At 64.4% G+C, this 13,982-nt stretch carries 10 protein-coding genes; 9 read left to right on the forward strand and 1 reads right to left on the reverse strand.

Features of this window, described 5'->3' with window-relative positions; genetic code table 11:
* The first annotated feature begins 79 nt into the window (after positions 1 to 79).
* From ACYG9Y_RS26600 to ACYG9Y_RS26640, 9 genes are all read left to right on the forward strand, one after another.
* Positions 80 to 1,174, forward strand: a complete 1,095-nt coding sequence (locus ACYG9Y_RS26600) for a transporter substrate-binding protein (protein WP_023732923.1) — start codon at positions 80 to 82, stop codon at positions 1,172 to 1,174.
* Positions 1,171 to 1,770 (forward strand): ANTAR domain-containing response regulator, encoded by a 600-nt coding sequence (locus tag ACYG9Y_RS26605; protein ID WP_023737949.1) that lies wholly within the window; start codon positions 1,171 to 1,173, stop codon positions 1,768 to 1,770. Before ACYG9Y_RS26600 ends, ACYG9Y_RS26605 begins: the two co-directional genes overlap by 4 nt.
* A complete protein-coding gene (locus tag ACYG9Y_RS26610; RefSeq protein WP_023693235.1) occupies positions 1,748 to 2,650 on the forward strand; it encodes an ABC transporter permease in 903 nt (300 codons plus the stop codon). The genes ACYG9Y_RS26605 and ACYG9Y_RS26610 overlap by 23 nt, the downstream gene beginning before the upstream one ends.
* A 13-nt stretch (positions 2,651 to 2,663) precedes the next feature.
* Complete coding sequence (locus ACYG9Y_RS26615) at positions 2,664 to 3,584, forward strand: ABC transporter permease (RefSeq protein WP_023698726.1); 921 nt, start codon at positions 2,664 to 2,666, stop codon at positions 3,582 to 3,584.
* A gap of 76 nt (positions 3,585 to 3,660) precedes the next feature.
* The gene (locus ACYG9Y_RS26620) at positions 3,661 to 5,256 is read left to right on the forward strand and encodes an ABC transporter substrate-binding protein (protein WP_444849001.1); all 1,596 of its coding nucleotides are present in this window, start codon (positions 3,661 to 3,663) and stop codon (positions 5,254 to 5,256) included.
* A complete protein-coding gene (locus tag ACYG9Y_RS26625) occupies positions 5,246 to 6,190 on the forward strand; it encodes an acetamidase/formamidase family protein (RefSeq protein ID WP_023668593.1) in 945 nt (314 codons plus the stop codon). Before ACYG9Y_RS26620 ends, ACYG9Y_RS26625 begins: the two co-directional genes overlap by 11 nt.
* A gap of 187 nt (positions 6,191 to 6,377) precedes the next feature.
* Positions 6,378 to 8,159 (forward strand): ABC transporter ATP-binding protein, encoded by a 1,782-nt coding sequence (locus ACYG9Y_RS26630; RefSeq protein WP_023698727.1) that lies wholly within the window; start codon positions 6,378 to 6,380, stop codon positions 8,157 to 8,159.
* Positions 8,160 to 8,287: 128 nt separating this feature from the next.
* Complete coding sequence (locus ACYG9Y_RS26635) at positions 8,288 to 9,238, forward strand: hypothetical protein (RefSeq protein ID WP_027050529.1); 951 nt, start codon at positions 8,288 to 8,290, stop codon at positions 9,236 to 9,238.
* A gap of 49 nt (positions 9,239 to 9,287) precedes the next feature.
* A complete protein-coding gene (locus ACYG9Y_RS26640; protein ID WP_023730197.1) occupies positions 9,288 to 10,499 on the forward strand; it encodes a hypothetical protein in 1,212 nt (403 codons plus the stop codon).
* A 48-nt stretch (positions 10,500 to 10,547) separates the two neighbouring features.
* On the opposite strand, the gene ACYG9Y_RS26645 is transcribed toward ACYG9Y_RS26640, so the two are convergent.
* A complete protein-coding gene (locus tag ACYG9Y_RS26645) occupies positions 10,548 to 13,973 on the reverse strand; it encodes an acyl-[ACP]--phospholipid O-acyltransferase (protein WP_023737947.1) in 3,426 nt (1,141 codons plus the stop codon).
* Positions 13,974 to 13,982: the final 9 nt, after the last annotated feature.

The raw sequence follows: 13,982 nt of genomic DNA on the forward strand, positions 1-13,982 counted from the left end.
GTAGCCGGGCGGCAAATATGCCTCGCATGCCTCGCCCTCCGGCGCTGGCTGCGGGGCATTGTCATTTCTGAGGATCGGTTTGAAACGGCGTATCGAGATCGGCATCCTGTATTCCCGCTCGGGCAGCTACCAGCTGGTCTCCGATGCGTGCCGGATGGGCGCCATGCGCGCCATCGCCGACATCAATGCCGATCGGAGCTATGGCATCGAAGTGGTTCCGGTCGAGCGCGATCCGCAAAGTAATGCCGATCGCTACGCGACTTTGTGCGAGGACATTTTCAGGACCAGCAGCGCGCGCCATGTCGTCGGTTGCGTCACCTCGTGGAGCCGCAAGGAAACCATCCCAGTGCTGGAGAAGGCCGGCGGCATGCTCTGGTATGCCTGCCCCTATGAAGGGTTCGAGGCCAACGAGCATGTCGTCTACATGCACGCCTGCCCCAACCAGCATCTGGTTCCGCTGATGGCGCATGTCGTGCCGCGTTTCGGCGCCAACGGCTTCCTGCTCGGCTCGAACTACATTTGGGGCTGGGAGATGAACCGCGTGGCGCGCGACCTGATCGCGGATGCCGGCGGCAAAGTGCTGGGCGAGCGCTATCTGCGCATCGGCGAGACCGACGTGTCGCGGCTGATCGCCGAGGTCCGGGCGACGCGGCCGAGCTTCATCCTCAACAATCTGATCGGCACCTCATCCTACGCCTTCCTGGCGGCTTACCGCGAGCTGGGCGATGAGGATGCGGCATTCAGGCCGGAAAACTGCCCCGTCATCTCCTGCAACCTCACCGAAGGCGAGTTGCCGGCGATCGGCGAGACAGGGAAAGGGCATCTGTCGGTCGGGCCCTATTTCGCGCCCCGGCCGGCTGCCTTCGCTTCGTCCTTCGAGGCCTCCGCCTATGCCTCGGTGCAGGTGATGGCCGACGTGCTGTCGCGCGACACTGATGCCGGCCCGGCGGAATTTTCCAAAGCCTTCGCCGAGCGACGCTTCTCCACCCGGCTCGGGCCGATCGCCATCGACGCCCACTCCCAGCACGCGACGCTGCCGGTGATCATCGGCCGGATCGCCGATGGCTTCTTCGAGGTCGTCAGCCAGGAGGATGAGGTCGCGCCGGATCCCTATCTGTCGCGCTACGACCCCGCCAAGACATTCGGCCGTCCGCGCCTGAGGGTGGTGTCATGACCCGGACGCGCATCCCCAATCTCGGCGGCGCGCGGGCTTTCATCCTGCATCGCCCGCATCCGACGGTGCAGGCCATCACCAGGCAATTGTCGGCCATCGGCCTGGCTACGATCGACTGCTGGCCGGAATTGCCGCCGGAAGCTCTCGCCGCCGATTTCGTTTTCTTCGATGCCGATCTCGGCTTTGACGAGCAATTCCCGTGGAAGCCGGGCGAGGGGCCGATGCCGCTGGTGGCGCTGATCGGTTCCGAGGCGCCGGGGCGTATCGAATGGGCGCTGTCGCACAAGGCCGATGCGCAGCTGCTGAAGCCGGTCGGCAATGCCGGTGTGTACAGCGCATTGCTGATCGCAAGGCAGAGCTTCGAGGCACGCAAGCATTTAGCCGGCGAGATAGCGTCGCTGCGCCAGCGCGTCGCCGAGCGCCAGACCATTGTGCGCGCGGTGACGGCGCTGTCGAAAGGCAGCGATGACGAGCGTGCCTATGCACAACTGCGATCGCTGGCGATGAGCTGGCAGATCAGCGTCGAGGATGCCGCGCGCAGGATCGTGGCAATGACGGATGAGGAAGGCGGCGATGACCAGTCCCATCGCGCCTGATCTCCCGGTACGCATGCCGGCAAAACCGCGCGCCGGCGTCTGGCGTCGGCTGGTCAAACGCCGCCTGGCGCTGCTCGGGCTGGTCATCGTCGCCATTGTTGTCGCCGGCGCTGTGCTGGCGCCCCGGCTGACCGGCTACGATCCCAACGAGCAGATGTTCGACGGCCTGACCATCGAGGGCTCGCCGCTGCCGCCCAGCGCCCAGTATTGGCTCGGCACCGACCTGCTCGGACGTGACCTCTTGACCCGCATCCTCTACGGCGCCCGCACCTCGCTGATCATCGGCATCGTCGCCAATGGCGTGGCGCTTTTGATCGGCACTTTGGTGGGCGTCACCGCAGGCTATTTCCGCGGCTGGATCGGCAGTGCGCTGATGCGCTTCACCGATCTGATGATGGCGTTCCCGGCGCTGCTGCTCGCCATCTGCCTGGCGGCAGTGTTTCAGCCGAGTCTGTGGATCGTCGCCATGGTCATCGCGCTGGTCAACTGGGTGCAGACGGCGCGTGTCATCTACACCGAGACCTCATCGCTGGCCGAGCGCGAGTTCATCGATGCCGAGCGCAGCATCGGGGCGAGTGCGCCGCGCATCCTATTTCGCCACATCCTGCCGCATCTGCTGCCGACCATCATCGTCTGGGGCACGCTCGGCATCTCGACCACGGTTCTGCTCGAGGCGACGCTTTCCTTCCTCGGCATCGGTGTGCAGCCGCCGACCGCGTCGTGGGGCAACATCATTTTCGAGAACCAGACCTATTTCCAGGCCGCGCCCTGGCTGGTGTTCTTCCCCGGCGCCGCAATCCTCGCGTTGGCGCTGGCCTTCAATCTGATCGGCGACGCGTTGCGCGACATCCTCGATCCGACGCAAAGGGGCCGGGAATAATGGGGGGCCGGTCATGATCGCCTATCTCGGCCGCCGGCTGATCCAGTCGCTGCTCATCCTGCTTGGCGTCTCGCTGATCACTTTTGCGCTGCTCTACCTCTTGCCGGCCGACCCGGTGCGGCAGATCGCCGGCCGCAGTGCCACGCCGCAGACGGTGGAAAACATCCGCCAGCAACTCGGCCTCGACCAGCCTTTCGTGGTCCAGTACTGGCACTATCTGACGAAGCTACTCAGCGGCGATCTCGGCCGCTCCTACATCCAGCGCTCGGAGGTCACCGAACTCATCGTCTCGCGGCTGCCGGCCAGCCTGCTTTTGATGGTCGGCGCCATCCTTTGCGAATTGCTGATCGGGCTCTCGATGGGCCTGATCGCGGCCGTCAAGCGCGGCACCGCCACCGACCAGACGCTGATGGTCGCCTCCTTCGTCGGCGTCTCGGCGCCGCAATTCGTGGTTGGCCTGTTGCTGCTCTACGTCTTTGCCGTGCGGCTAAGCTGGTTTCCGATCGGCGGCTACGGCACATGGCGCCATCTGGTGCTGCCGTCGTTGACCATGGGCGTACTCGGCGCCGGCTGGTATGCGCGCATGATGCGCTCGTCGATGATAGACGTCCTGCGCCAGGATTATGTCCGCACGGCGCGGGCCAAGGGCCTGGCGCGCAGCGCCATCATATTCCGCCACGCACTGCCGAATGCCATCCTGCCGGTCATCGCCATGATCGGCATCGACATCGGCATCTTCATGGGCGGCATCGTCGTCGTCGAAAGCGTGTTCGGCTGGCCCGGCATCGGTCAGCTGGCGTGGCAGGCGATCCAGCGCGTCGACATTCCGATCATCATGGGCGTCACGCTGGTGTCGGCCTTCGCCATCGTGCTCGGCAATCTGCTCGCCGACATCATCGCGCCGTTCATCGATCCCCGCATCAAGCTCAGATGAAAATGAAACAGAGAAAGGGAACACAACAATGAAAAAGTTTCTCGCATCCACAGTCGCGGCATCCGCCTTGGCCCTCATGCTCGGCATGACAAGCGTCCGCGCCGAAGACACGGTCGATCCCAACGCCAAGCAAGGCGGCGCCATCACCATCACCTACAAGGACGATGTTGCGACCCTCGATCCGGCGATCGGCTATGACTGGCAGAACTGGTCGATGATCAAGAGCCTGTTCGATGGGCTGATGGATTACGAGCCAGGCACCACCAACCTGAAACCCGATCTGGCAGAAAGCTACGAGATTTCGCCCGACGGCCAGACCTTTACCTTCAAGCTGCGCCATGGCGTGAAATTCCACAATGGCCGCGAGATGACGGCCGACGACGTGAAATATTCGCTCGACCGCGTCACCAATCCGAAGACGCAGAGCCCCGGCGCCGGCTTCTTCGGCTCGATCAAGGGCTATGACGATGTCGCTGCCGGCAAGGCCGAAGGCCTTTCCGGCGTCACCGTCGTCGATCCCTACACGGTGAAGTTCGAGCTGACCCGGCCCGACGCCACCTTCCTGCATGTCATGGCCATCAATTTCGCCCATGTCGTGCCGAAGGAAGAGGTCGAGAAATATGGCGCCGATTTCGGCAAGCATCCGGTGGGCACCGGCGCCTTCAAGCTCGCCGAGTGGACACTCGGCCAACGCATCGTCTTCGAGCGCAATGCGGATTACTGGCACAAGGGCCTGCCGCATCTCGACAAGATCACCTTCGAGATCGGCCAAGAGCCGATCGTGGCGCTGCTGCGCTTGCAGAAGGGCGAGATCGATGTGCCCGGCGACGGCATTCCGCCGGCCAAGTTCCAGGAGGTGATGGCCGATCCCGAGCAGAAGGCGCGTGTCGTCGAAGGCGGTCAGCTGCACACCGGCTACGTCACCATGAACACCACCATGGCGCCGTTCGACAATGTGAAGGTGCGTCAGGCCGTCAACATGGCGCTCAACAAGGCGCGCATCATCCAGATCATTAACGGCCGCGCCGTGCCGGCCAACCAGCCGCTGCCACCGTCGATGCCAGGCTACGACAAGGAATACAAAGGTTATCCCTATGACGTAGCCAAGGCCAAGGCGCTGCTGGCCGAGGCCGGTCATCCCGATGGTTTCGACACGCAGCTGTTCGCCATGAACACCGATCCCAACCCGCGCATTGCCCAGGCGATCCAGCAGGACCTGGCGGCCATCGGCATCAAGGCCAGCATCCAGTCGCTGGCGCAGGCCAATGTCATCGCCGCCGGCGGTGACAAGGCCGGCGCGCCAATGATCTGGTCGGGCGGCATGGCCTGGATCGCCGACTTCCCCGATCCGTCGAATTTCTACGGCCCGATCCTCGGCTGCGCCGGCGCGGTGCCGGGCGGCTGGAACTGGTCGTGGTACTGCAATAAGGACCTCGACGCCAAGGCGGCCGAGGCGGATTCTGTGGTCGACCCGGCAAAGGCCGGCGAACGCGACAAGATGTGGAGCGCCATCTACGACAAGGTGATGGAAGACGCGCCCTGGGCGCCGGTCTTCAACGAACAGCGCTTCACCATGAAATCCGCCCGAATGGGCGGCGCCGACAACCTCTATGTCGACCCGGTCCATATCCCGATCAACTATGACAATGTGTACGTAAAAGATGTGCAATAGCTGCGACTACACCATCCATGGGCGCCATCACCATTTCGGCTGGGACAATTCCTTTGTCCCGGCCGAGCGGGTGGCGCCCGGCGCGACCATCGAGTTCCAGTGCCTCGATGCCGCCGGCGGCCAGCTGAACGCCGACAGCACGGTCGCCGAAATCGTCAAGCTCGACTTCGCCGGGGTCAACCCGGTGACCGGGCCGATCTTCGTCGAGGGCGCCGAGCCGGGTGACGCGCTCAAGGTGACGATCGAGATGTTCAAACCGTCCGGCTTCGGTTGGACGGCGAACATTCCCGGTTTCGGCCTGCTCGCCGACGACTTCACGGAACCGGCGCTGAACATCTGGAAATACGATGCAGCCGCGCTCGAACCGGCGCTGTTCGGGAAAAACGCGCGCGTGCCACTGAAGCCGTTCGCCGGCACCATCGGCAATGCGCCGGCTGAGATGGGGCTTCACTCGGTGGTGCCGCCACGGCGGGTCGGCGGCAATCTCGACATCCGCGATCTCGCTGCCGGCACGACGCTCTATCTGCCGGTTGAGGTGGCCGGCGCGCTGTTCTCGGTCGGCGATACGCACGCCGCACAAGGCGATGGCGAGGTCTGCGGCACGGCGATCGAGAGCCCGATGGACGTCGTGCTCAAGCTCGACCTTGTCAAGGACGCCAGGCTGAAGACGCCGCGCTTCACCACGCCGGGCCCGGTGACGCGCCATCTCGACGCCAAGGGTTACGAGGTGACGACGGGGATTGGGCCGGATCTGATGGCGGGCGCGAAGGAGGCGGTGGCGCAGATGGTCGATCTGCTCGCTGGGCGTTACCAGATCGATCCGGTCGAGGCCTATATGCTGGCCTCGGTGTGCGGGGACCTGCGCATCAGCGAGATCGTCGACATGCCGAACTGGGTGGTGTCGTTCTATTTTCCGCGTTGCGTGTTTGAATGACGGTACGTCGGCGCCGCACCCCCACCCCGCTGCTTCGCAGCGACCCTCCCCACAAGGGGGAGGGTAAAGCGCTGCCACCCTACCTCCCCCTTGTGGGGAGGTCGGACCGGAGGTCCGGGTGGGGGGCAGCGCCAAGGTTTGTGCGAATGGTGCGACGGAACCAATCCGTCGCAGGGCTCCACCCACAATGACCCTCGCCGACACCCCCGTCCTCTCCATCGCCAACCTCTCCGTCAGCGTGCGCGGCGAGGACGGCGAGCGCAATGTAGTCTCCAACCTGTCGCTGACGCTGGCGCGCGGTGAGACGCTTTGCATTGCCGGCGAATCCGGCTCCGGCAAGTCGATGACCGCGCTGGCGATCATGCAGCTTTTGCCGCAGCCGGCCGCGCGCATATCGTCAGGCATGATCCGTCTTCGGGATGGGAATCGGGGCGACACCGACCTAGCAACCCTCGACGAACGCCAGATGCGGCGCATTCGCGGCGACCGCATCGCCATGATCTTCCAGGAGCCGATGACCTCGCTGAATCCGGTGCTGTCGATCGGCCGGCAACTGACCGAATCCATCGAAGCGCATACCAGCCTGTCGTCGGCGCAAGCCCGCCAGCGCGCGATCGAGGCGTTGAAGGCGGTGCGCATTTCGGAGGCGGAAAGCCGGCTAAAGCAGTTTCCGCACGAACTCTCCGGCGGCATGCGCCAGCGGGTGATGATCGCCATGGCGCTGGCGCTCGAGCCCGACGTGCTGATCGCCGATGAGCCGACGACGGCGCTCGACGTCACCGTGCAAGGCGAAGTGCTGGAGCTGTTGCGCGACCTGCAGCGCCAGCATGGCACCAGCGTCATCCTGATCACCCACGATATGGGCGTGGTTGCCGAAATGGCCGACCGGGTCATCGTCATGCGCGACGGCCGCATGGTCGAAGAAGGCACGACATCGGATATTTTTGCCCGCCCGCAGGCCGACTATACGCGCGAACTGCTGGCTGCCGTGCCGCGCATCGGCAGTGGTGTCGGTCGACAGAAATCCAGGGATGCGATTGACGTCTTGAAACCGGCCAATGTCGCCGAGGTCAACGACCTGCATGTCCGCTTCGATCTGCGTGGCGGCATCTTTGGCCGGGTCACCCGCCGCGTCCACGCCGTCGAGGGCGTCAGCTTCTCGATCGCGCCCAACGAAACGCTTGCTCTGGTCGGCGAATCCGGCTGCGGCAAGTCGACGACCGCCAAGGCGCTGGCCGGACTGGCGCCGTATAGCGGCGACATCGTCATTGGCGGGCGCAATCTCTCCGGTCTTGGCCGCGACGAGCGCAAGGCGGTGCGCCGTGACGTCCAGATGATTTTCCAGGATCCCTTCGCTTCGCTCGATCCGCGCATGCGCGTCGGCGAGCTCGTCGCCGAGCCGCTGGTGATCCATGGCATCGCCTCCAAGGACGAGCGCCGCGAACGGGTGGGGGCGCTGTTCGAGCGCGTCGGCCTGTCGGCCGACCAGATGGAGCTTTACCCGCACGAATTCTCCGGTGGCCAGCGCCAGCGCGTCTGCATCGCCCGAGCGCTGGCGCTACGACCAAAACTGATCATCGCTGACGAAAGCGTCTCCGCGCTCGACGTCTCGGTGCAGGCGCGTGTGCTCGATTTGCTGAAGGAATTGCAGCGCGAATTCGGCGTCGCCTATCTCTTCATCTCGCACGACATGGCGGTGGTCGAGAACATTTCCGACCGCGTTGCCGTCATGTATCTCGGCCAGATCGTCGAGATGGGCACGCGCGACCAGGTGTTTTCCAACCCGCGCCATCCCTACACCAGGCGGCTGATCGACGCCGTGCCGGTGCCCGATCCGGCGCAGCGCAGAACGCGCTTCGCGCGCCTCGACCAGGAAATCCCGAGCGCCACCCGCAGGATCGGGGAGGCGCCGCTGAAGCTGGCGCTGAACGATGTCGGCGGCGGCCATCTGGTTGCTGCGGAAAGCTGAGCCCGCACTGGCTGGCAGCTGTTCTTTTACTTTGTTGAGTACAACCAAGAACTGCCGTCTCGGGTTTACCGCGTCTTAGGTGGACGGCGGCCACTATACGGTCGGAGTTCTTGCCAAGGGGAAAAATAGTGCTCAAGGCGGTTCTGCAGCTGCTGCCGGGTCGGTTCATGGATGTGCGCATGCGCGTATCCGCCGACTACGAGACGCGCGTCGTGGAGCGGCCCGGGCGCTGGATGAAGGCTGCCGAACTGGAGCAGCTGAGCAGCGATCTGCGGCTGGTAGCGTCCAAGACACTGAAGTTCGGCAGCCTGACCTATGGCGTGTTTTCCGGCGACCGCAGCCGGCTGGAACATTCCATCATCACCATTGTCTACCGGCGCAGCGACCGGCAGCCGATCGCCTTCAACTCGCTGGCGCTGATGGAGATATCGCTCGCCGGCAAGCCCTATGAAGTCTTGCACCTCGGTCTGGTCATGATCGATCCCGACGAGCGCAGCCGCGGGCTGAGCTGGATCCTCTACGGCCTGACCTGCTTCCTGATGTTTTTGCGCAATCAACTGCGGCCGATCTGGATTTCCAATGTCACCCAGGTACCCGCTGTCGTCGGCATGGTCGCGGAGGCGTTCAGCAATGTGTTCCCAGGACCGCATGCCGGCGCGCGCCGCTCGCTTACCCATGTGCTTCTGGCGCGGCAGATCATGGCGCGCCATCGCCATGTCTTCGGTGTCGGCCCCGAAGCTGGTTTCGACGAAGAGCGCTTCGTCATCACCAACGCCTATACGGGCGGCTCGGACGATCTGAAGAAGACCTTCGACGAGGCGGCCAAGCACCGCGTCGAGACCTTTAACGAGTTCTGCCGCAAGGAACTCGACTACACGCGCGGCGATGATGTGCTGCAGATCGGACAGATGAGCTTTCAGTCGGCGCGCACCTATCTCGCCGACGCGGTTCCGCGCGGCTCGCTTGCCGCCCTTGCGGTAGCAGGTGCGGCGGCCACGCTGCAGCGGCTGGTTTTGCCGGTGGTACACTGGGCGGATAGCAGCCGCCAATGGAATGTGCTGAGACCATGGACACGCTGATGGCTTCATCCGTGATGATGCCTGGGTGTGAGCTGATGGGCGCTGACCGATGAACCTCGACGACACGCTCGTGGCCGACACCATCACCTCGCTGGCGGCGCTGTTCGGGCTGCTGATCGTGATATCGGTCGTCGGCGGGCGCGACACCGGCGATCCGCTGTCGCGGCGTTTTCTGTTCGGTTTGCGGGTGCTGACGGTTCTGCTCGCCTGCCGCATCCTCGACTGGACTACCGGCCTCGCACTCTTCCGCTTCGTCACCATCGCGGCGGCGGGCCTGCTGCCGCTGGCCGCACTGCTGCTGACCGAGGGGCTGTTGCGCCGGCATGCGCCGTTTGCGCTAAAGTTCTTTGCCGCCGGCGGCGCCCTGCTGTTTCTACTGCTGGCGCCGATCCCGGAACGCTTTGCCGAGCCATGGCGGATGGCGGTACTACTTGCCTTCCAGTTCGGAGGTTTTCTCGCCATCGGCTGGCTGGTGATGACGCGCGATCGCGACAGCCTGTCGGCGGCCGAAAACCGCACGGTCGAGCGCATGGCGCTGTCGCTGCTGTTGATCATTCCGTTCATGGTCACCGACTACCGGCCCGGCCTGTTCGAAGTGCCGGTTCGGCTTGGCGGCATCGCCATCCTGTTCCTGTGTTGGCTGACGATCGGCCTTGGACGCGCGAGCCTCGGCCATCGCGACACGATCGGCGCCTTTACCGTGATTACGCTGAGCTCGGTTTTCGCCGGGCTGGCGCTGGGCGGCATCGACGATCTCGGCTGGCGCGGCAGTGTGCAGGGCGTGGTGATCGTGCTGTCGGCGACGCTGCTGGCAGTCATCTACAATGACAGCGTCAGCCTCACCGCGGAGAAGCGCCGCGACTCGTTGCTGAAGCATATGGCCGAGGGCGACCTCACCGATTCGGCGCGCTTCCTGCGCGGCCTGCAGAGCCATATTCTTGTCGACGGTGCGCTGATCCTGCCGGCAGCCGACCTCGGTGATTTCGACCTGAAGGTGCTGGCCCGTGCACTAGAGCAGGAGCCCGTGCGCTCGCTCGCCGATACGCAGCCGGGGGCGCCAGTCGACCAGGATATACGCGAGCAGCTGGCCTGGCTGTTCGAGAAATTTGAGGCGACCCATGTGCTGCTGGCGACGCTCGAGCCGTTGACCGTGGTGGCGCTCAACATGCCGGCGCTGGCATCGTCGCCGGGCGTGGAAATGGAGCTGCGGGCAGTCCAGCGCATGGCGATGCTGATCTCGCAGCGGCATGCGAAGGGTTGATCATACTGAACGGGCCGGCTCTTGCGTCGGCCCGTTGCCGTAGCCGGGTCAGGCGGCCTTGGTCTTCAAGGCCTCTTCGTCGCGCACCATTTTTGTCACGGCGGCGAAGTCGAGCTTGCCGGAGCCAAGGACCGGTACCTTTGAGACCACCCGCACTTCGGCCGGGACCATCAGGTCCATGGCGCCGTTGGCCTTGGCGTAGGCGAGGAATTCCGCTCGTGTGGCGCCGGATGCCTCAGTGATGAGGATCAGCTTTTCGCCCTTGCGCGCGTCGGGCACCGTGGCGACCGCCGACAGCGAGCCCTTCCACAATTCGCCGGCCAGCGCTTCGACAGCGGCGAGCGAGATCATCTCGCCGCCGATCTTGGCGAAGCGCTTGGCGCGGCCGCGAATGGTGATGAAGCCGCCTTCGTCGATAGCGACGACGTCGCCCGTATCATGCCAGCCGTCCTCCAGCGGTTCGAGCACGCCGGGCTTCTCGGCCCGGAGATAACCGGCCATGACATTGGGGCCGCGCACGAACAGCCGGCCGCCTTCGTCGACGCCGGGGACCGGATCGAGGCGGTATTCCATGCCGGGCATGATCTTGCCGACGGTTCCAGAGCGATTGTACATCGGCGTGTTGATGGAGATCACCGGCGCCGTCTCGGTGACGCCATAGCCCTCGAGTATGCGGACGCCGAACTTCTCCATATAGGTCATGCGCGTCGCTGTCTTGACCGGCTCCGCGCCGGCAAAACAATAGCGTATCGAGCGGAAGTCGTAGGGGTGCGCGGTGCGGGCATAGCCGGAGAGGAAGGTGTCGGTGCCGAAGATGATCGTCGCGTTCGAGCCGTAGATCAGTTCCGGCACGAGGCGGTAGTGCAGCGGCGAGGGGTAGAAATAGACCGGCACGCCGGAGATCAACGGCAGCACCGTGCCCGCGGTCATGCCGAAGGAGTGGAAGATCGGCAGCACGTTGAACACCTTGTCGCCCGAATGGAAGTCGATACGCGACGCCGCCTGGGCGGCGTTGGCCAGGATGTTGCGGTGGGTCAGAACGACGCCCTTCGGCGTGCCTTCCGAACCCGAGGTGAACAAGATCACCGCCGCATCGCCGGGCTTGCGTTTCGCGCGCGGCGTCGACTTGCGCAGCAAGCCGAGCAGCTTATCCTTGAGACTGATGGTCTTTCTGAGATCGTCGAGCCACACGATGTCGACCGAGCGACCGAGTTCCTCGACTACAGCGCCGAGCTTTGCCTGTTCGACGAACGCGCGGGACGTCAGCACGGTGCGGACTTCGGCGGCCTTGCAGGCGGACAGAATATTGGCAGCACCTGCGGTGAAGTTCATCATCGCCGGAACCTTGCCGGCGGACATGACGCCGAGCAGCGTCGCGCAAGAGCCGTTGGCGTTGGGCAGCATGATGCCCAGCGTCTGCTGGTCGGCATAAAGGTTCTGGAACTTCTCACCAAGCACGGCGGCAGCCGTGAGCAGCTTGCTGTAGCTGAGAGAACCGGTGATCGGATCCTGAACTGCGAGCTGATTCATGCCGCGTTCGTTCGCCGTCTCGATGATCTTTTCCAGTACGGTCTTGTCGATGTCCTGGGTGCGGAAAACGAGATCCGACATCACCTGGTAGAGCGCGGAACCCGCCGCGGCGCGGCGCTTGCGGCCCTTCAGCTCTTGCGGCACCTCGAGCTTGACCGGTTCCAGAATGGTCACTTTGACCTTCGGGAACAGGCGGCGGCGCACATGCTGCGAGCTCAACCGCGAGAAGTAGGTCTTCTCCAGCCCGTCGATGCGCACCGGCACAACCATCGAGCCGGTCTTGTCGGCAACCATGGCGGCGCCGTCATAGACCTTCATCAGGCCGCCGGTCACCGTGATGCGTCCCTCCGGGAAGATCACCAGCGGATCGCCGCCCTGCACGATCTTGATCAGCGTGCGGGTCGACATCGGCTTGGCCGGGTTGAGCGGCAAAGCGCGGGCAAGTTTCATGAACGGCTTCATCCACCAGGCCTGGGCAATGGTGTAGTCGATGGCGAAGACCGGCTCCTCATCGGTCAGCGTCAAGGCGAGCGGACCGTCGAGGAAGCTGACATGGTTGAGCGCCAGGATCGGCGCCTTGCCGGCCGCCTTGAGGTTTTCCATACCCTCGACTTCGAGGCGCAGGAAAGCGCGGAACAGGATGGAGACGAAGTCACGGAAGGGGTTCGTCGGCAAATATTTCAGCATCAGCCAGGCGGCAATCGCATTGGCCGCGACGAGGCCGAACAGGATGCCGCCGGTCGAGACCTTCGTCTGGATCAGGGCCATGATGATGCCGCCGCCAGTCATGAAACCGGCATTGACGATACTGACGGCGGCGACGACCCTGGCGCGCCGCGCTTCGGGCGACCAGGCCTGCACGGCGGCGAAGGTCGGCACCACCAGGAAAGCGGCTGCAATGGCCATGCCGGCGAGGTCGATGGCGACGCGGATCGTGTTTGGGCCGGCGAAGAATGCGCCAAGGGTTTCCGCCTGGGGCGACGGCGTCATGCCGGAGATGGTCCAGGCGAGATGCAGGCCGAACAGGGCGAGCAGCGCCGTGCCGACCGGTGCCGGCAACAGCACGATGCGGCCCTGCGACATCCAGGCGGCGATGGCCGAACCGATGGCGATCGAGACGGCGAACACGGCGAGGTAGACGGTGACGGCCATTTCGTTGCCGCCGAGCGAATCCTTGATCAGGACCGGCAGGAGCGAGAGCACGATGGCGCCGATCAGCCAGAACCAAGACGTCATCAGGCCGGCGCGCCAGATGCGCGTGTCGGTGCGCAATTCGGTGACCTGGCGCCAGGTCGAGCGGAAGATGTTCTTGTCGATGACAAGGTCGGGCGCCGCCGAACCGGTGGACGGGATATAGCGGCTGACGAGCCAGCAACCGACGGCGAGCGCCATCATGATCGGTCCGAACACCGCGACGCCGATACCATCGGCGGAAACGACGCCGCCGGCTATGGTGCCGCCGAGAATCGCGGCAAACGTGGCTGACTCGATCCAGGCGTTGGCCTTGGGCAGTTCCTTGCGTTCGAGGTGATCGGGCAGGATTCCGTATTTGATCGGTCCGAACAGCGCCGAGATGATGCCGAACATCAACAGCGCCGTCATCAGCACGGGAATGGACGACAGGGCGATGCCGACGACGGAGACACCCGCCGCGGCGATCTCGGCGAATTTCAGACGCTTGGCTATGAGAGCCTTGTCGAAGCGGTCGGCGAGCTCGCCGCCGAGCGCCGACAAGAGCAGGAAGGGAGCCATGAAGACGGCGCCCGCCAAGGTGACCAGTGATGCCGCCTGGTCCGCCGCCAGCGTGAACAGAATAAGGAACACCAGCGTGTTCTTGAGGAAATTATCGTTGAAGGCGGACAGGAACTGCGTCCAGAACAAGGGCGCAAAGCGCCTGGATGTCATCAGATGAGCTGTGGGACGATTGATCGGGGCGATTTCCATAGCGGCGAC

This window comes from Mesorhizobium sp. W050 (assembly GCF_054719535.1).